Origin of the sequence: Streptomyces sp. NPDC049879, assembly GCF_044461265.1 — a bacterium.
In the GTDB taxonomy this organism is placed as follows: Bacteria; Actinomycetota; Actinomycetes; order Streptomycetales; family Streptomycetaceae; genus Streptomyces.
The window spans coordinates 241,434-258,321 of record NZ_JBITKT010000006.1; the positions used below are offsets into that span (position 1 = coordinate 241,434).

17 protein-coding genes and 1 pseudogene are annotated in these 16,888 nt (G+C 75.2%); 7 read left to right on the plus strand and 11 right to left on the minus strand.

The features are described from left to right. Positions 1-206 precede the first annotated feature (206 nt). Both ACIBPC_RS21800 and ACIBPC_RS21805 read right to left on the minus strand, forming a co-directional pair. Complete coding sequence (locus ACIBPC_RS21800) at positions 207-1,145, minus strand: M56 family metallopeptidase (protein ID WP_398846838.1); 939 nt, start codon at positions 1,143-1,145, stop codon at positions 207-209. Positions 1,146-1,149: 4 nt separating this feature from the next. Further along, positions 1,150-1,644 carry a BlaI/MecI/CopY family transcriptional regulator gene (locus ACIBPC_RS21805; protein ID WP_362967247.1) on the minus strand — a complete coding sequence of 165 codons (495 nt, stop codon included), beginning with the start codon at positions 1,642-1,644 and terminating at the stop codon, positions 1,150-1,152. 164 nt (positions 1,645-1,808) lie between these two features. On the opposite strand from ACIBPC_RS21805, the gene ACIBPC_RS21810 reads away from it, so the two are divergent. Beyond that, positions 1,809-2,384, plus strand: a complete 576-nt coding sequence (locus ACIBPC_RS21810; RefSeq protein WP_398846840.1) for a TerD family protein — start codon at positions 1,809-1,811, stop codon at positions 2,382-2,384. Between the two features lie 115 nt (positions 2,385-2,499). Here ACIBPC_RS21810 and ACIBPC_RS21815 read toward each other — a convergent pair whose 3' ends face one another. Further along, a complete protein-coding gene (locus ACIBPC_RS21815) occupies positions 2,500-3,297 on the minus strand; it encodes a VOC family protein (RefSeq protein ID WP_362967243.1) in 798 nt (265 codons plus the stop codon). 70 nt (positions 3,298-3,367) lie between these two features. Beyond that, complete coding sequence (locus ACIBPC_RS21820) at positions 3,368-4,381, minus strand: aldo/keto reductase (RefSeq protein WP_398846842.1); 1,014 nt, start codon at positions 4,379-4,381, stop codon at positions 3,368-3,370. A gap of 222 nt (positions 4,382-4,603) precedes the next feature. Here ACIBPC_RS21820 and ACIBPC_RS21825 point away from each other — a divergent pair, with 222 nt between their 5' ends. After that, a complete protein-coding gene (locus tag ACIBPC_RS21825) occupies positions 4,604-5,104 on the plus strand; it encodes a hypothetical protein (RefSeq protein WP_398847154.1) in 501 nt (166 codons plus the stop codon). Between the two features lie 24 nt (positions 5,105-5,128). Further along, positions 5,129-6,592, plus strand: a complete 1,464-nt coding sequence (locus ACIBPC_RS21830) for an SPFH domain-containing protein (protein WP_362967237.1) — start codon at positions 5,129-5,131, stop codon at positions 6,590-6,592. A gap of 67 nt (positions 6,593-6,659) precedes the next feature. Here the strand turns inward: ACIBPC_RS21830 and ACIBPC_RS21835 are convergent, their stop codons facing one another. The 3 genes from ACIBPC_RS21835 to ACIBPC_RS21845 all read right to left on the minus strand — a co-directional run bounded on the left by ACIBPC_RS21835 (position 6,660) and on the right by ACIBPC_RS21845 (position 8,930). Further along, complete coding sequence (locus tag ACIBPC_RS21835; protein ID WP_362967235.1) at positions 6,660-6,992, minus strand: cupin domain-containing protein; 333 nt, start codon at positions 6,990-6,992, stop codon at positions 6,660-6,662. 83 nt (positions 6,993-7,075) lie between these two features. Further along, positions 7,076-8,179, minus strand: a complete 1,104-nt coding sequence (locus ACIBPC_RS21840; protein WP_398847156.1) for a PucR family transcriptional regulator — start codon at positions 8,177-8,179, stop codon at positions 7,076-7,078. 61 nt (positions 8,180-8,240) lie between these two features. Then, positions 8,241-8,930 carry a cysteine hydrolase family protein gene (locus tag ACIBPC_RS21845; protein WP_398846845.1) on the minus strand — a complete coding sequence of 230 codons (690 nt, stop codon included), beginning with the start codon at positions 8,928-8,930 and terminating at the stop codon, positions 8,241-8,243. 84 nt (positions 8,931-9,014) lie between these two features. Between ACIBPC_RS21845 and ACIBPC_RS21850 the strand changes: the two genes are divergently transcribed. Next, complete coding sequence (locus ACIBPC_RS21850; RefSeq protein WP_398846847.1) at positions 9,015-9,665, plus strand: TetR/AcrR family transcriptional regulator; 651 nt, start codon at positions 9,015-9,017, stop codon at positions 9,663-9,665. A 152-nt stretch (positions 9,666-9,817) separates the two neighbouring features. Here the strand turns inward: ACIBPC_RS21850 and ACIBPC_RS21855 are convergent, their stop codons facing one another. Together ACIBPC_RS21855 and ACIBPC_RS21860 are read right to left on the minus strand one after the other, a co-directional pair. Next, the gene (locus ACIBPC_RS21855) at positions 9,818-10,675 is read right to left on the minus strand and encodes a nitroreductase/quinone reductase family protein (protein ID WP_398846849.1); all 858 of its coding nucleotides are present in this window, start codon (positions 10,673-10,675) and stop codon (positions 9,818-9,820) included. Positions 10,676-11,104: 429 nt separating this feature from the next. Continuing rightward, positions 11,105-11,764 (minus strand): DedA family protein, encoded by a 660-nt coding sequence (locus tag ACIBPC_RS21860; protein WP_362967227.1) that lies wholly within the window; start codon positions 11,762-11,764, stop codon positions 11,105-11,107. Between the two features lie 123 nt (positions 11,765-11,887). Between ACIBPC_RS21860 and ACIBPC_RS21865 the strand changes: the two genes are divergently transcribed. Beyond that, positions 11,888-12,952: a histidine kinase gene (locus ACIBPC_RS21865; protein ID WP_362967225.1), complete on the plus strand. Its 1,065-nt coding sequence runs from the start codon at positions 11,888-11,890 to the stop codon at positions 12,950-12,952. Further along, positions 12,943-13,587 (plus strand): response regulator, encoded by a 645-nt coding sequence (locus ACIBPC_RS21870; protein WP_398846852.1) that lies wholly within the window; start codon positions 12,943-12,945, stop codon positions 13,585-13,587. Before ACIBPC_RS21865 ends, ACIBPC_RS21870 begins: the two co-directional genes overlap by 10 nt. A 19-nt stretch (positions 13,588-13,606) precedes the next feature. Here ACIBPC_RS21870 and ACIBPC_RS21875 read toward each other — a convergent pair whose 3' ends face one another. Continuing rightward, positions 13,607-13,930 carry a helix-turn-helix domain-containing protein gene (locus tag ACIBPC_RS21875; protein ID WP_362967221.1) on the minus strand — a complete coding sequence of 108 codons (324 nt, stop codon included), beginning with the start codon at positions 13,928-13,930 and terminating at the stop codon, positions 13,607-13,609. 70 nt (positions 13,931-14,000) lie between these two features. On the opposite strand from ACIBPC_RS21875, the gene ACIBPC_RS21880 reads away from it, so the two are divergent. Further along, positions 14,001-15,365 carry an MFS transporter gene (locus ACIBPC_RS21880; protein WP_398846854.1) on the plus strand — a complete coding sequence of 455 codons (1,365 nt, stop codon included), beginning with the start codon at positions 14,001-14,003 and terminating at the stop codon, positions 15,363-15,365. A 184-nt stretch (positions 15,366-15,549) separates the two neighbouring features. Here the strand turns inward: ACIBPC_RS21880 and ACIBPC_RS21885 are convergent. Beyond that, positions 15,550-16,884, minus strand: a pseudogene (locus ACIBPC_RS21885) (ThuA domain-containing protein); the annotation flags it as partial. Positions 16,885-16,888 lie beyond the last annotated feature (4 nt).

Sequence of the window (16,888 nt, forward strand, 5' to 3'; positions counted from 1 at the left end):
CAGCCGTGCGGCGGCGCGGGTCACGCGCTGCCGTTCCGCGGCACCGTTTCCACAGTGCCGTGGACACCGTTTCTACAGTGCCGTAGAAAAACGCGGCTGCCAACCGACCTGTGCCCCCGGACGGCGCGGGAACACGCGCCGGGCGTGTCCGTCCGGTCCTGGTGGAACGACGGCGGCGCCGCGGATCTTCCCGGCGCGGCGCCGCGTCACAGGGCGGTGGCGGCCCTGAGGACGAGCAGCAGGGTGACGGCCGCGTTGGCGGCGGAGAGGACGGAGGCCGCCGTACCGGCCGCGGCGGCCCAGGCGGCGAGCCCGGCTGCGCTGGCGGACGGCGGCCAGCGGCGGTCGGCGGGCACCGGGCCGAGCAGCGCGGCGACGCGGCGGGGCACGGGTCCCGGCGCGGCCAGGGCGGGCAGGGTCGCGGCGGGCCCGGTGCCGCCGTGGCCCGCGAGGGCGGCCTTGCCGATGGCCCGTGCCACGGCGCGGCGGTCGCCGACCGCGCGGGCGGCGTCCTCGTCGGCCCAGCGTTCGGTGGTGTAGGTGACAGCCGTGCGCAGGGGGCGCAGGAACGGGTGGGCGCGGGCGGCGAGCTGGACGGCCAGGAGGTAGCGGTGGTGGCGTCCGGTGAGGTGGGCGCGCTCGTGGGCGATCAGCGCGCGGCGTTCGTGGATGTCGAGGCGGGAGAGGAGGCCGCTGGAGACAACCATGCGGCCGGGGCGTCCGGGGAGGGCGTAGGCGTACGGGAGTTCGTCGGGCAGCAGGGCGAGCCGGGAGTGGCCCGGGACGGTGGCGAGGGCGCGGGTGGCGCGGCGGCGGAGCCGGTGGTGGCGCCACAGCGCGTGGGCGCAGGCGGCGGCGACGGCCAGGAGGGCGGGTATGGCGGGGCGGCCGACGGCGTCTTCGAGCGGCACGGCGGCGCGGACGGCGGGGTCGGACCAGGCGTCGGGGAGCGGGTTGCCGGGGAGCTGCGCGGTGCCGACGACCATCAGGAGCGCGAGGCACAGGGTGCTGGAGACGGCGAGGACGGCGGCGACGGCGGTGAGGAGGCGGGTGGCGCGGCGGGGGGCGAGGTGGACTTCCGCGAGGCGTGCCATGGGCCAGGCGGTGAGCGGCAGCACGAGCGGCAGGAGGACGAATACGCCCATCGCGTCAGTCCGTCTCTCCCCCGGCGCCGTCCCGGCCGTGCGGGCCGGCGTCCTGTTCCGGGTCCCGGCCGTCCGCCGGCTCCGCCTCGGCGAGGAGGGCGCGCAGGAGGCGCTCGTCGTCGGGCCCGAGGGCGCTGACGAAGCTGGCGAGGACGGCGTGGCGGTCGGCCTCGTTCTCCAGGACGCGGCGCATGCGGAAGGCGGCGAGGCCCGCCACGTCGGCCGCGGGGGTCCAGGCGAACGAGCGGCCCGCGCGTTCCCTGGTGACGGCGCCCTTGGCGTGCAGGCGGGTCAGGATGGTGACGACGGTGGTGTACGCGAGGCCGGTGCCGAGACGTTCCTGCACCCAGGCCGCGGTGGCCGGGCCGGGGGCCTGGCCGAGCGCCGAGAGGACCTGCGCCTCCAGCTCGCCCTGGCCGCGCCGCCGGGGGCGCGCCGCGCGGTCGCCCGAGGCGCAGCCGGCCGCGGGGCGACCGGCCGGGGGGAGTCCGTCCGCCATCTCTCTCACCTCCTGCACCGGCGCGGAATATCGTACCGGTGACGGTTGCGGGGCCCCGTTCTTCGTCCTTCTACGCTGCTGTAGATTCGGGACGGGCGGCCGGTGGCCGTCGCAGCGCGTGAGCGCGCGGGCCTCAGGACCGCGGCGGACCCAAGGAGGAGAGCATGGGAGTTTCCCTGTCCAAGGGCGGCAACGTCTCGTTGACGAAGGAGGCGCCTGGTCTGACCGCCGTGCTGGTCGGGCTCGGCTGGGACGTGCGGACCACCACCGGCGTCGACTACGACCTCGACGCCAGCGCGCTGCTGTGCACGAGCGGCGGCAAGGTGGCCTCGGACCAGCACTTCGTCTTCTTCAACAACCTGCGCAGCCCGGACGGTTCGGTCGAGCACACCGGGGACAACCTCACCGGTGAGGGCGAGGGCGACGACGAGGTGATCAAGGTGGACCTCGCGGGTGTGCCCGCCGAGATCACCAGCATCGTCTTCCCGGTGTCCATCTACGACGCCGGGAACCGCGGCCAGAGCTTCGGCCAGGTCAAGAACGCGTTCATCCGCGTGGTCAACCAGACGGGCGGCGCGGAGATCGCGCGCTACGACCTGAGCGAGGACGCGGCGACCGAGACCGCGATGATCTTCGGCGAGCTGTACCGGCACGGCGCGGAGTGGAAGTTCCGCGCCGTGGGCCAGGGCTACGCGTCCGGCCTGGCCGGCATCGCCGCCGACTACGGCGTGAACGTCTGACCCGCACGGGACACGTTCCGCACACCCCCACCCACGCCGGGCCCCCCTCACGGGCGGCCCGGCGTCCGCGTACCCCCCCGCCCCGACTGCGCGGGCGGTGCGGCGGGGTCCGGTGTCAGCTGGACGGGGTGAGGATCACGAAGTCCGCGCCCGACGGGTCCAGGACCACGGCGAGGCGGCCGACGCCCGGGACGTCCTCGGGGCCCATCCGGACGCTCCCGCCGCTGTCCCGCGCCCTGCCGACCGCCGCGTCGCAGTCCTCGCTCGCGAAGACCGGATGCCAGGACGCCGCGCCGCCCTGGGCGGCCAGCGCGTCGTCCGGCACCTTGAGGACACCGCCGTGCCGGTGGTCCTCGCCGCGCTCCGGCGGGCCGATCACCGTGTATGTGCCGCCGCCGCCCTCGGGGAGCCGCATCGGGGTCGCCTCCCAGCCGAAGAGCGCGCGGTAGAACGCGAGCGCCGCGCCGTCGTCCGGCGTGTACAGCTCCACCCAGCTGAGGGCGCCGGGGCCGTCCACCGCGTCGAGCCCCCGCCGGTCCCCCGCCTGCCAGACGGCGAAGCGCCCGCCCTGCGGATCGGTGAGCTGCGCGAACCTGCCCTCCGTACCGACATCCGCCGGTCCCACGCGGACCGAGCCCCCCGCCTGTCTCGCCCCGGCGGTGGTGGCCTCGGCGTCGTCCGTGGCGAAGAAGACCGTCCAGGCGGGTCTCGCGCCCTCCTCCGTGAGCGGCCCGATCCCGGCGACCGACCTGCCCCGCAGCCGCATGACGCCGTACCCACCCGGCACGGGGACGTCGGCGGGCTCCAGCGTCCAGCCGAACACCGCGCCGTAGAAGGCGGTGGCGGCGTCCATGTCCGGCGTGCCCAGGTCGATCCAGCAGGGCGAGCCGGTGACGTGGTCGGTGGTGATCATGGCGGTCCTCTCGCGTGAGCTTTCCTGCACACAGCGTGACATCCGCCACTGACAACCGCCCGCCGGGCGGTTACGCCCCGGCCTCGTCGAGCCTCTTGAGCTGCTCCCCGGTCAGCTCGATCCCGGTGGCCGCCGCCGAGGAGACGTACTGCTCGTACGTCCGGGGACCGACCAGCGGGATCAGCGCCGGGTCCTCCTGCCGCAGCAGCCAGGCGAGCACGACCTGCCCCGGCGTCGTGCCCGTCTCCCAGGCGATCTCGTCCACCACGGCGAACCTGGCCGTGGCGTCCGCGCCCTCGTACGACTCCATCACGGGGTGGCCGGTGCGCCGTTCCGGGTGGTCGAAGGCGCCCTTGAGGACGGGCGAGTACGCGACGAGCGTCAGGTCGTCGTGGGCGCGCAGGTAGTCGAGCTGCTCGTCGTCCACGATCGACGCGTGGTCGAGCCCGGCGCGGCGGCGCAGGTACGAGTGCTGCTGCTGGAGGGCGACGGGCGCGGGCCAGCCGTGCCGCTCGCACAGTTGCCGGATGCGTTCGAGGCGCCACGTCCTGACGTTGGACCAGCCGATGTAACGGGTCTTGCCCGCCGCGACCAGGCCGGCGAGGGCGTCGAGGGTCTCCTCCAGCGGCGTGGACCGGTCGTCCACGTGGACGTAGTAGAGGTCCACGCGGTCGGTGCCGAGCCTGCGCAGGCTGTCGTCGAGCGCGCGCCGCAGGGTGCCGGCACCCGCGCCCACGTAGCCGTTGCGCGCGGCGGAGTCGGGGGCGGCGCCCTCCCAGTCGCCCCACACGCCGTCGAGCGAGTTGAGCCGGGCGCTGCCCTTCGTCGCGAGGAACACGTCGTCCCGGCGTCCGGTGCGGGCGAACCAGCGGCCGAGCAGCGACTCGCTCTCCCCGCCGAAACTGCCGGGACTGTCCCACCAGGCGTAGCAGTCGGCGGTGTCGAGGAAGGTGCCCCCGTCCGCCAGGAAGCGGTCCAGGATCGCGAACGAGGTGGGCTCGTCGGTGCGGGTGCCCATCTGCATGCAGCCGAGCGCCAGTTCGCCGACGCGCTCTCCGGTGCGCCCAAGAGGCACGGTTTTCACGGGTGTCACTTCCCTTCGTGGAGGTGCGGAACAGCGCTCACGCTAGGAGTTGGAGTGCGCGCGAAGGCAACCTCCGCGGGCGTGTCACCCGTTCGTGCGGGGGTCGGCGACCGGCATTAAAAAGTCGTTAAGATTGCCGGACTCTGGAAGTGTGCCCGCCGTCCGTTGGTGTCACCATCCATGCAGCAGGCCGGAAGGCGGCGCACGGGGGAGGCGGCGGCGATGGAGTGGTTTCTCGGTCTCGGCATAGTCGGGCTGATTCTGCTGCTCCTGGCCCTGGTCCTGGACGGGGTGCTGGAGGGGGTCCTCGATCTGGACGGGGCGTTCTCGCTGCCCGCGGCGACCGCCTTCGTCTCCCTGCTCGGCTTCACCGGAGCGATCACGCTCGCGGTGACCGGGCTGGGAGTGGCCCCCGCGCTCGGCGCGGGGGCCGTGGTGGGGGGCGGTGCGGCCTGGGTGGTGGTGCGGGTGAGCCGGGCGTTGATGCGTGACGACCAGAGCCATACGGACGCGGCACAGCGGGACGAGGGTCTCGTCGGCGCGGCCGGCGCGGTCGTCACGGCGATACCCGGCGGCGGCTACGGCGAGGTCCTGCTGAACGTGGCGGGACTGCGTGTGAAGCTCACCGCGAGCAGCGCCCAGGCCGTGCCGGTGGGGACGGAGGTGTGGGTGGCGGGCGTGCTGTCGGCCACAGCCGTGGAGGTCCGTCCCGTCGAACGCTGATCAGCGGAGGGGAGTGGAAATTCGATGAGTGCGGTCATGATCGCCGTCATCGGCATCGTCGCGTTGCTGGTGCTGCTCGGCCTGGTGGTCGTCTCGCGGTACAAGGTCGCGGGACCGAGCGACGCCTTCATCATCACGGGGCGGCGCGGCAAGGTGTCGACCGACCCGGTGACGGGGCATGTCACGCGGGACACCAGCGGGCAGAAGGTCGTCGTCGGCGGCGGGGTGTTCGTCGTCCCGCTGGTGCAGCAGCTGCACGTGCTGGACCTGTCGAGCCGGCACATCCCGGTCGCCGTGCGCGGCGCGGTGACGCTGCGCGGGGTGAAGGTGAACCTCGACGGGGTCGCCATCGTGAAGGTGGGCGGCAGTGAGGACGCCATCAGGTCGGCCGCGCAGCGGTTCCTGCGGCAGCAGGGCGGCGTGGTGACGTTCACGCAGGAAGTGCTGTCGGGTGCGCTGCGGTCCATCGTCGGGCGTATGGCGGTGGAGGACGTGATCCGCGACCGCGCGGCGTTCGCCGGGCAGGTGGCGGAGGAGGCGGAGGCCAGCCTCTCGGGGCAGGGCCTGGTGCTCGACACGTTCCAGATCCAGGACATCACCGCCGAGGGCAGCTACCTGGCGGACCTGGGCAGGCCGGAGGCGGCGCGGGCCCGGCAGGTGGCCGACGTCGCCGAGGCGGAGGCCAGGCGGAGCGCCGAGCAGGCGCGGCTGCGGGCCGAGGAGGAGATCGCGGTCGCGCAGCGGACGCTGTACCTGCGGCAGGCCGAGATCAAGGTCGAGACGGACGCGGCGGCGGCGAAGGCGAACGCGGCCGGGCCCCTCGCGGAGGCGGCGCGGCAGCGGGAGGTGCTGGCCGAGCAGGAGAAGGTCGCCGAGCGGCAGGCCGCGCTGACCGACCGGCAGCTCGACGCGCAGGTGCGCAAGCCGGCCGACGCCGAGCGGTACCGGGCGGAGCAGGAGGCCGAGGCCGGGCGGGTCGCCGAGGTGGCGGCCGCGCGGGCGGCGGCCGAGCGCGCCAGGCTGACCGGTGAGGGCGAGAAGCAGCGCAGGTCGGCGCTGGCCGAGGCCACCCGTATCGAGGGCGAGGCGGAGGCCGCGGCCAAGGCGGCGGTCGGCGCGGCGGAGGCCGGGGCGATGCGGCAGAAGGCCGACGCGTACGCCCAGTACGGCGAGGCGGCGGTCCTGCAGATGCTGGTGGAGGTGCTGCCGCAGGTGGTCGGGAAGGCCGCGGAGCCGATCTCGGCGATCGACAAGATGACGGTGATCTCCACGGACGGCGCCGGGCGGCTGCCGCGCGTGGTGGCGGACAACGTGGCGCAGGGCATGGAGCTGCTGTCGTCGGCGACCGGTATCGACGTCTCGGCGGTGCTGTCGGGGCTCGCGGGCAAGGCCGGTGTGCCGGGCCTGGGCGGGGCGGCGCCGGAGGCGCAGCAGCAGGTGCAGCAGCAGGTCAACGGCGCGGCCCCGGCCGTGGAGCGCGCGGACTGACGCGCCGCGCGCGCCGTGCGCGCCGCCCGGCCGGTGGGGGGTGACCGGCCGGGCGGCGCGGCGCGTTCTAGCCCTCCGGGTAGAAGAGGAACAGCGTGCAGCCCGTCGTCGTCTGCGGGATGTGCGAGGAGCCCGCGGGTGCGTGGAGGAAGGACCCGGCGGGGTGGTCGCGGTAGCCGTCGTTGAAGACGCCGGAGACCACGAAGACCTCCTCGGGGCCCGGTTCGTGGACGTCGATCCCCTGCCAGCGGGTGTCCGCGTCCATCTCCAGCACGTACGCGGCCGCCCCGCCGTCCCCGCGCCACAGCGGGCGCAGCCTGATGCCGGGGAACAGCTCCCTGACCGGGGCGTCCTGAACGGCGGACCACACGTAGCCGGGCATGTCCTGTTCTGTCGTCATGCCGCGAGTTTGACGCCGCGCACGGCCCGCGCCGAGTGTCAGAGATGACATCATCGGGTACTTTCCCGCCACGACGGCCGGGGTCAGAGCGGCCGTGCGGGCCAGTCGAGGAGGCGTGCGCCGATGACGGCGGTCTGGAGCGTGTAGCGCTGGAACGGGTCGGCCGGGTCGGAGCCCGTCAGGTCGTGCACGCGCGCCAGCCGGTACGTGAGGGCGCGCACGCTCAGGGACAGCCGCCTGGCCGCCTCGGCGGCGACGCAGCCCGCGTTGAAGTACACGTCGAGCGTGCGCACCAGCGGTTCGGCGCCGCCCCGCGCGGCGGTCAGCGGCCCGAGCACGGACTGCACGAGGTCCGCCATCGCCTGCCGGTCGCGGGTGAGGACGGGGAAGACGAGCAGGTCGGCGGCGCGCAGGACGGGGGCGCCGAGCGGCAGGCGGTCGGCTATGTCGAGCGCGGTGCGTGCCTCCTCGTACGAGTGCGCGATGCCGCCGGGCCCTGGGTGGGCGCGGCCCAGGGCGGTGCGGCCCTCGCCCTCGGCGGGCAGGGCGGCCTGCGCCTGGGCCGCGAAGTACTCCAGGACGTCGGGCCTGTTGCCGGGCGAGACGCAGACGAGGCGGCCGTCCTTCGTCGTCAGCAGCACCTCGCGGGCGCCGAACCGGCCGCTGAGGGCGCTCTCCACGCGGCGGGTCAGCGGGTGCGTGTCGTCGTACGGCTCCGGGCCGCGCGCGACGCCGACCGCGTGCGCGTGGGCCAGGGGGAGGCCGAACCGCTCCGCGCGCGCGGCGACCGTCGCGGGGTCGCCCCGGCCGTGCAGCAGGTCGTCGATGAACTCGCGGCGGGCCGCCTCGTCGCGGCGCACGGCGAGGAGCTGCGCCCGTTCGTACCCTTCCGCGAAGGCGTCCACGGCCTGCTCGGCGGCGGCGAGGACGCTCTCGGCGGCCGTCCGCAGCGCGCCCGCCGGCTGGACGCCGCGCACCCCGGGCAGGTCGCGCCACGCCGCGCGGGCGGCGGCCAGGTGGGCGCGGATCATCTCCCGCTGGCCGTACCCCTCGCGGGCGGCGCGCTCCCCCAGCGCGCGCCGGGCGCGTATCTCGTCGCCCGTGAGGCGGCGGCCGGTGCGGGAGACCTCGGCGAGGGTGTCGGCCCAGCCCGCGAGGCACCACGCCGGTACGCCGGTGTCGTCCACGGTCACTCCCGCCCCCTCTCCCCCTCCTGACGTGCCGGGAAGACAATAGACGACGGGTCCCTCAGTCCTCCCCGCCCGCCCGCAGGGCGGCGGTGAACGCGCCGGAGTCCCCGACCCAGCCGAAGAGCCGCTCGACCAGGACGAGCGTCGACTCGTGGTGCGCGCGGCCCTGGATCTCGTCGGTGCAGTCGGCGAGGAGCAGCGTCCGGTAGTCGAGGAACGCGGCCTCACGGACCGTGGACTCGACGCAGACGCTGGTGGTGCAGCCGGTGACGACGAGGGTGCGCGCGCCGAGGCCGCGCAGGAGGGCGTCGAGTTCCGTGCCGTGGAAGGCGCCGAAGCGCGTCTTGCCGACGACGGGGTCGCCGGGCTCGGGGGCCAGTTCGCGTATCACCTCGGTGTTCCACGTGCCGCGCACGAGGACGCGGCCGGGGGTGCCGTCGGGCGCGGTGGTGGCGCGGCCGACGTCGGCGTGGACGAGGCGGTTCTTGGTGCCCTCGGGGCCGAGGTCGGAGAGGTCGGGGGCGTAGCCGTGGGCGATGTAGACGACGGGCAGGCCCGCGGCGCGGGCGGCGGCGAGGGTGCGGGCGATGGGCGCGACGGTGGCGCGGACGGGTGTGATGTCGCCGCCGCTCGTGTCGACGCCGCCGCCGGGGGACGCGAAGTCGTTCTGCATGTCGATGACGAGGACGGCCGTCGTCGCGGGGTCGAGGGCGAACGGCTCGGGGCGGGCGGGGACGGTGACGGTCACGGGGGCTCCCGGGGATCGAACTGCACAGGCTGTCACGTTCCCAAGAATTGCACACCACGTGCACCTCCATGCGACCCTGGGGGCATGACACGTCCCATCGACGAGCCGCGCAACGCCCGCAGCCGCCGCACCCGTTCGGCGATCCTGGCCGCCACCCGGGAACTGCTGGAGGAACGCGGCCCCGGCGCGCTGTCCATGGCCGCCGTCGCCGACCGCGCCGGGACCTCGCGCCGGGGCGTCTACCTGCACTTCGCGTCGCGCACCGAGCTGGTGACCGCGCTGTTCGACTACCTCGCCGAGACCGAGGGCCTGCACACGTCGCTCGCCCGCGTGTGGGCCGCGCCCGACGGACCGGCCGCGCTCGCCGAGTGGGCGCGCCACCTGGCCCGTTACCACCCGCGTGTACTGGCCGTGGACCAGGCGGTGCGGCGCGTACGGCGCGAGGACCCCGACGCGGAGCTGCACCACGCGCGGGCCGCCGCCTCCCAGCTGGCCCACTGCCGCCGCCTCACGGAGTGGCTGGCGCGGGAGGGGCGGCTCGCCCCGCCATGGACCCCCGGCACCGCCGCCGACCTGCTGCGCGCCCTCGTCTCGTCCGACGTGATCGAGACCCTGCTGGACGAACGGGAGTGGACCGCCGCCGAGTTGGGCGACCGGCTCGCGCTGCTGTACACGCGGACGTTCGTGGCACCGGCACCGCTCCCGCAGGGGGGCGGGGGCGCCGCCCCCGCCTGAGGGCGGCGGGCGCGACATCGCGCCGGCTCGCGCGACCAGGGCGCCCGGGGCGCGGAGGGGCCGCGACCGGACGCCCACGGACGCGTCGCCGGGCCGGGAGGGGCGCCGTGCCGCCGCCGCCGGTGCGACCGGCGGCGGGCCCCGTCAGCCGCTCAGGGCAGCAGCGCGTCGAGTGCCGGGAGCAGGTCGGCCTCCTCCCGGTCGAGGTGTGCCTCCAGCTCGCCCGCGAGGCGGTCGAAGGCGGGCAGGAGTCCGGCGGCTGTCGCGCCCGTGCCGTCCGCGAGGAGGCGCCGCAGCTCCTCGGTGAGCGCGGCGATCGCCTCGTGCTCCACGCGCAACCGCTCCAGGGCCGGGGCGAGTTCCGGCCGGTGGTCCGCGAGGAAGGGGAAGATCCTGGTGTCCTCGCCGATGTGGTGGTTGCGCAACCCCTGGCAGGCCGTGAGGCAGTTGGCGCGCAGCTGGGCGCCGAGCCCGGGGCCGTGGGCGGCCAGCTCGGCGCGGATCAGGGCCAGTTCGCGGCGGAACGCGTCGTGGACCGAGCGGAGCATCGCCCCGCCGCCCCGCGCGACCGGCCGGGGGACGCCCGTTCCCTCCAGCGCGACGACGGGGATGACGCGGCTGGTGCGCCGCTGGTACGCGCCCCAGCCCGGGTCGGCCTCCACCGCGCGGGCGAAAGCGGCGTCGCGCTCCTCGCGGCCGAGGACGGTGGCCCGCGCCTCGTACGTGAAGACCCCGTCCTCGACGGTGGCGAGCGGGTGGGCGCGGAGGTTGTGGTACCAGGCCGGGTGCCGGTCGGCGCCGCCCGCCGAGGCGATGACGAGGACGCGTTCGCCGTCCGGGAGGTAGCCGACGGGGGTGGTGTGCGGGGCGCCGGAGCGGGCGCCGGTCGTGGTGAGCAGGAGCAGGCGCGCGTTCTCGAAGGGCGGGCCGACGCGCCCGCCGTTCGCGCGGAAGCTGTCGATGACGTGCTGGTTGAAGTCGGTGAAAGTCGTGCTGGAGTCTTCTGGCATGCGGTGAGGTCGTCTCCACAGTGACGGGATGAGCCGGGCAGCGTCCGCCCCGTACGGGCGGTGTGCCGGGCGTCGGCGGGCCGCGCGCCCGCCGCGGGCTCAAACCGTGACCGGGTGCCTCACTCGTGCGTGGCGCAGGGCCGACCCGGTAGTCACACGCTGATCATACGACGATCGCCGCGTGGCCACGGCGCCTGCCCCTCCGCCCCGGGCGGGGGCGGGAGGGCGGGCACCGTGACCGGGCGGCGGTCTTCGGAACGGCGGACGCTAGTGCTGTGGCCGGGGAGGTTTGCCGGGTCACGGGGTCCGGTGCGGTGCATCGCAAGGCGCCGGATCGCAGCTCGTACTCGGCCGTACTCGCGCGATTCGGCAACGCAGCGAGGGGCCGTGCCGGGCGTCGTGAGGCGGTGAACCTTTCCGGTCACAGCACTAGGCCCGGCGCTTGCCCTCGCCCGGGCGCAGGAGGCGGTAGACGATCCACCCGACGATGGCGAGGACCACAACGGCGACGACGACCTTGGAGTAGGTGCCGACGATGTCGCTGACCTGCTCCCAGTTCTCCCCGAGCCGGTAGCCGGCGAGGACGAAGATCGTGTTCCAGATCGCGCTGCCCAGGGTCGTGAGCAGCAGGAACGTCGTCTGCGGCATGCGCTCCACCCCTGCCGGGATGGAGATCAGGCTGCGGAAGATGGGGATCATCCGGCCGAAGAAGATCGCCTTGGTGCCGTGCTTGGCGAACCAGCGCTCGGTCTTCTCGATGTCCTCGACCTTGACCAGCGGCAGCCTGCCCGCCACCGCGATCAGCCGTTCCCGGCCGAAGAGCGCGCCGACGCCGTACAGCGCCCACGCGCCGACGACGGAGCCGATGGTCGTCCACACGAGGGCGGCGATCAGGTTCATGTCGCCCTGGCTGGCGGTGAAGCCGGCCAGGGGCAGGATCACCTCGCTCGGCAGGGGCGGGAAGAGGTTCTCCAGCGCGATGGCGGCTCCGGCGCCGGGGGCGCCGAGGCTCTCCATCAGACTGGTCGCCCAGCCGGTGATGCCGCCGGGGTCCTCGCCGGACGCGGCGAGTCCTAGGGGGGGTGCCATGGATACGATCACACACCGGAGGCTACAAACTCCGAGGGGTGTGAGGCGATCCGGGCAGCTTCAGGGCACTGTGCGGAAAACCGCAGTACCCTCCGCCCGGCCCGGCCGGTTACGGTCGAAGACGTGCACGCCGCCCTGCTCCGCTGGCTGGCCGACGCCGCCCGCCTGGCGTCGGGTACGGCCGCCGCCCTCGCCGGAAGCCTCCTCCTCGTCCTCGCCTCGCCCGTCCTCCTGGCGGGCCCCGACGCGGCCCGCCGCGCCGTCCACCGCGCCGCCGGACGGCTCGCCGGGAGCGACGGCGACGGGCGGGCCGCGCTGCGCTACCTCGCGCTGCGGCTGCCGGTGGGGCTGCTCGGCGGGCTGGTGCTGCTGGCGGTGGCGGTCGGGGCGGCGTACGCGTCGCTGCTGGTGTGGGCGGTGTGGCCGTACGGCTGGTCCGTGGTGCCGGCCGGGTTCGGCGGCGTGCTGCTGCTCTTCCTGGCGGTGCACGGGGTGCCCGCCGTGGCGCGCATGGAGGCGGGGCTGGCGCAGCGCGTCCTGGGCGACGCGGCGCGTGCGGCGCTGGAGCGGCGCATCGACGAGCTGGCCACCAGCCGCGCCGGGGTCGTGGAGGCCGTGCACGAGGAGCGCCGTCGCATCGAGCGGGACCTGCACGACGGCGTGCAGCAGCGCATCGTCGCGCTCGGCGTGCTGCTCGGCCGCGCCAGGCGGGGCGGCGACCCGGCGCGGACGCTGGAGCTGGTCAGGCAGGCGCAGACGGAGGCGGGGCAGGCGCTCGCCGAGCTGCGCGAGGTCGCGTGGCGGGTCTACCCGGCGGTGCTGGACGAGGCCGGGCTCGGGGCGGCGCTGGAGGCGGTGGCGGAACGGGCGCCGCTGCCCGTCACGCTGGAGTACGGCCTGTCGTCGCCGCCGGACAGGCACGCGGCGGCGGTCGTGTACTTCGTCGTCTCCGAGGCGGTCACCAACGCCGTCAAGCACGCGGGCGCGAGCCGGGTCACGATCCGCGTGGCCCGGCACCCGGCCGGGCTGACCGCGACCGTCGGCGACGACGGCGCGGGCGGCGCCGACCCGGCGGGCGGCGGGCTGCTCGGCCTGGCGCGGCGCGCCGCCGCGCTCGACGGGCGGCTGCGCGTCCACAGCCCGGCAGGCGGCCCGACGACGCTGGAACTGGAGCTGCCGTGCGCGTGATCCTGGCCGACGACTCGACGCTGCTGCGCGAGGGCCTCGCCCGGCTGCTCGCCGAGGAGGGGCACGAGGTGGCGGCGGCGGTCGGCGACGCCGCCGCGCTCCTCGCCGCCGTGGACGCGGACCCGCCGGACGTCGCGGTGGTGGACGTGCGCATGCCGCCGACGCACACCGACGAGGGGCTGCGCGCCGCGCTGGAGATCCGCCGCCGCCACCCGGCGGTGGGCGTGCTGGTGCTGTCGCAGTACGTGGAGAAGCGGTACGCGGCGGAGCTGCTCGGCGGCGACCCCGGCGGCGTCGGCTACCTGCTGAAGGACCGGGTGGTGGAGGTCGAGGAGTTCCTCGACGCGCTGGAACGCGTACGGGCGGGCCAGGCCGCGTTCGACCCCGAGGTGGTGCGGCGGCTGCTGGCGCGCAGCACGCACACGGACCCGCTGGCCCGGCTCACCCCGCGCGAGCGCGACGTGCTGCGGGAGATGGCGGAGGGGCACACGAACGTGGTGATCGCGCAGCGGCTGTACGTGTCGCGCAGCGCGGTGGAGAAGCACATCAACGCGATCTTCGACAAGCTGGGCCTGCCGGGCGGCACGGGGCACAGCCGCCGGGTGCTGGCGGTGCTGCGCTACCTGAACAGCTAGGGCGTGCCCGGGCCGCCGTTCAGCGCCGGGGCAGGATGGCGTCGAGCAGGCCGGGGAACGCCGCGTCCAGCGCGTCCTCGCGGAGCACGTTGAGCGCGGCCGTGCCCTCGCGGTGGGTGGCGATGACCCCGGCCTCCCGGAGCGTCCTGAAGTGGTGGGACAGGGTGTTCTTGGCGACCGCGACGTCGAAGGTGCCGCAGGCGACGGGCACGTCGGACTCGCGCAGCTGGCGGACCAGTTCGAGGCGTACGGGGTCGGCGAGCGCCCGGAGGACCGCCATGACGTCGAGTGCCGCCGGCTCGGTCGCCGGGGGGCGCGGGCGGGTGCGGGTCGTGGTGGGCATGCGGGGTACCTCCTCCGCCCGAGACTACACCGTGGTTCTATGACCGTCGAACTATGAGTACGGTAGTTCCATGTCCATCGAACTAAAGCGGGGCGTCGTCGCGCTCGCGCTGATCTCGTCGTTCATGGTGTACGTCGACGGCACCATCGTGAACCTGGCGCTCGCGGAGCTGGGTTCGCGCCTGCACGCCTCCCGCGCCGAGCTGGAGTGGGCCGTCAACGCCTACACGCTCAGCTTCGCCGCCGTGATGCTCGGGGCGGGGGCCCTCACCGACGTCCTGGGCGCCAGGCGCACGTTCGTCACCGGCCTCGTCGTCTTCACGGTGTCCTCCGCGGTCTGCGCGGCGGCCGGGACGATGCCGGTCCTGAACGCCGCCCGGCTCGCCCAGGGCGCCGGTGCCGCGCTGCTGCTGCCGAGCGCGCTCGTGCTGGCCACCGCGGGCGCCGCCGACGAGCACGCGCGCCACCGGCTCGTCGGCCGGTGGGCCGCCGCCGGGGGGATGGGCATGGCGGCGGGGCCGCTGCTCGGCGGGGCGCTGGTCGCCGTGGCGGACTGGCGCGCCGTGTTCGCGGTCAACGTCGTGATCGGCGTCCCGGCGATCGTGTGGAGCCTGCGGTCCATGCCGTCCACGCCGCGGCGCGCCCGCCGCCCCGACCTCGCGGGCATGGCGGCCGCGACCGTCCTGATAGGCGGTCTCGTCTTCGGCATGGTCGAGGCCCCGGCCGCGGGCTGGGGAGCGCCCGCCGTCCTCAGTGCCTTCGCCCTCGCCGCCGCGGGCCTCGTCGCGTTCGTCCGGGCGGAACGCGCCGCGGCGGCGCCCCTGCTGCCGACCGCCGTGTACGCGGACCGGCCGTTCGTCGTCTCCGCGCTCCAGGGCGCGCTGTTCAACTTCACCTTCTACGGGCTGCTGTTCGCGATGGGCCTCATGCTCCAGCAGGGGCGCGGGCTCGGCGCCCTCGGGAGCGGCCTGCTGTTCCTGCCCCTGACCGGCCTGATCGCCCTGGGCAACGTGTGGGCGGCGGCCCTCGCCAGGCGCGCCGGGCGCCGCGCGGTCCTCGGCGCCGGGCAGCTCGTGCTCGCCGCCGCCCTGGTCGCGGTCGCGCTCACCAGCACCCTGTCCCCGCTGTGGCCCCTGGCCCTCGCGCTGCTGCCCGCCGGTCTCAGCGCGGGGGTCCTCGTGCCGACCATGACGTCCCGGTCCCTCGCCGCCGTCCGGCCCGCGCTGCACGGCGCCGCCTCGGCCGCGTTCAACACCTCGCGGCAGGTGGGCGCCGCGATCGGTGTCGCCGCGTTCGGTCCCCTCCTCGGGTCCGCGGGCGGGCTGCGCGACGGGTTCCTCGTCTGCGTCCTGGTGGCGGCGGGGGCGACGGTCGTGGCGCTCGTCCTGACGCTGGCCGACCGGGGACCCGCCGCCTCCGCGGCGGCCACGGCCTGACGTGGATGCCCCACGGTGCCCGGCTGCGTTCGGCGGCAGCCGGGCACCGTGGGGTGCGGCGGCGGGGTGGGGTTCGGCGTCACCACCCGGCCGCCCCCGTCGCCGCCGCCCCTCGCGGCGGAGACGGAGCCGGGGTGCCGGCCGCCCGGGGAGGGCGGCCGGCGGTCGGTACGTGTCAGTCGAGCTGCTGGATGCGGACGTTGCGGAAGGAGACGGTGTCGGCGTCCCCGTGGTTCTGGAGCCCGATGTGCCCCTGGAGGCTGCGGGCCGGGTCGGTGTTGGTGAAGTCGTTGACCAGCGTGCCGTTGAGGAAGACCTGGAGGCGCTCCCCCTCGACGCGGATCTCGTACGTGTTCCACTCGCCGGGCGGGTTGAGCGCGGCGTCGCGGGCGGCGAGGTCGGCCGACTGGAAGCCGTAGACGGCGCCGGTGGTGCGGTCGTCGGCGTCGGTGGCGTCGATCTGGATCTCGTAGCCGTTCGCCACCGCCGAGTTCGGGTCGTCCGAGGGCGGGAAGCCCACGAACACACCGGAGTTGTCGTCGCCGTCCAGCCGCCAGTCGAGCTTCAGCGAGTACGCGCCGAACTCCTGCGCGTCGTACCAGAACAGGCCCATGCCGCCCTCGGTGGTCAGCGTGCCGTCGTCCGCCACGGCGAACTGCCCCGGGCCCGCCTGCGACCAGCCGTCCGTGCCGGTGCCGTCGAGGAGGCTCGTGTAGCCCGTCTCGGGGCGGCAGTCGGCGTCGGTGACCCCGGCGGCCCAGCGGATGCCGCCCAGCAGGTGGCGGACGAAGTCGGGCTCGGCGTACGACTCGGCCGTGTGGCCGCCGCCGGTGTAGAACGCGCGGCCGCCCTCGTAGTCCTTGCACCAGGCGATCGGGTGGTCCCCGTTCATGTTGCCGCCTTCGTAGCTGCCTTCGTCGAGCGAGGCGAGGACGCGGGCCGAGTCCCGGGGATTGGTGCGGTAGTTGTACCACTCGTCGGTGCGCTGCCAGGTCGTGCCGAGGTGCGCCGTGGCGTCGTGCGCGCGGTCCTCGACGGTGACCGTGGCCTGCTGGATGTGGGGGTGCGAGTGGAAGAGCGCGCCGGCCAGGCCGTTGTACCAGGGCCAGTCGTACTCGGTGTCGGCCGCCGCGTGGACGCCCACGTAGCCGCCGCCGTCGTTGATGTAGCCCTCGAACGCGGTCTGCTGCGCGTCGTCCAGGACGTCGCCCGTCGTGGACAGGAAGACGACCGCCTCGTAGTCCGCGAGCGAGGGGTCGGTGAACGCGGCGGCGTCCTCCGTCGCGGTGACCGTGAAGTTGTTCTCGGTGCCCAGCTGGGTGATCGCGGCGATGCCCTCGTCGATCGAGTCGTGCCGGAAACCGGCGGTCTTCGAGAAGACGAGCACCTCGTACGCCGGGTCGTCCGGCGCGGCCGCGGTCGATGCCGACGCCATGGCGGCGGCGGGCAGGGCGGTGGCGACCAGCAGGCCGCCCGCGGCCCAGGCCGCGATCCGCGCGGTGCGGGGGTCGGGAGTCATGGTG

Bases quoted from the DNA above. Each gene is read 5' to 3' on its own strand.
- ACIBPC_RS21800 (WP_398846838.1), bottom strand. From the start codon at position 1,145: ATGGGCGTATTCGTCCTCCTGCCGCTCGTGCTGCCGCTCACCGCCTGG.
- ACIBPC_RS21815 (WP_362967243.1), bottom strand. From the start codon at position 3,297: ATGATCACCACCGACCACGTCACCGGCTCGCCCTGCTGGATCGACCTG.
- ACIBPC_RS21835 (WP_362967235.1), bottom strand. From the start codon at position 6,992: ATGACGACAGAACAGGACATGCCCGGCTACGTGTGGTCCGCCGTTCAG.
- ACIBPC_RS21810 (WP_398846840.1), top strand. From the start codon at position 1,809: ATGGGAGTTTCCCTGTCCAAGGGCGGCAACGTCTCGTTGACGAAGGAG.
- ACIBPC_RS21850 (WP_398846847.1), top strand. From the start codon at position 9,015: ATGACACGTCCCATCGACGAGCCGCGCAACGCCCGCAGCCGCCGCACC.
- ACIBPC_RS21860 (WP_362967227.1), bottom strand. From the start codon at position 11,764: ATGGCACCCCCCCTAGGACTCGCCGCGTCCGGCGAGGACCCCGGCGGC.
- ACIBPC_RS21805 (WP_362967247.1), bottom strand. From the start codon at position 1,644: ATGGCGGACGGACTCCCCCCGGCCGGTCGCCCCGCGGCCGGCTGCGCC.
- ACIBPC_RS21825 (WP_398847154.1), top strand. From the start codon at position 4,604: ATGGAGTGGTTTCTCGGTCTCGGCATAGTCGGGCTGATTCTGCTGCTC.
- ACIBPC_RS21830 (WP_362967237.1), top strand. From the start codon at position 5,129: ATGAGTGCGGTCATGATCGCCGTCATCGGCATCGTCGCGTTGCTGGTG.
- ACIBPC_RS21855 (WP_398846849.1), bottom strand. From the start codon at position 10,675: ATGCCAGAAGACTCCAGCACGACTTTCACCGACTTCAACCAGCACGTC.
- ACIBPC_RS21880 (WP_398846854.1), top strand. From the start codon at position 14,001: ATGTCCATCGAACTAAAGCGGGGCGTCGTCGCGCTCGCGCTGATCTCG.
- ACIBPC_RS21875 (WP_362967221.1), bottom strand. From the start codon at position 13,930: ATGCCCACCACGACCCGCACCCGCCCGCGCCCCCCGGCGACCGAGCCG.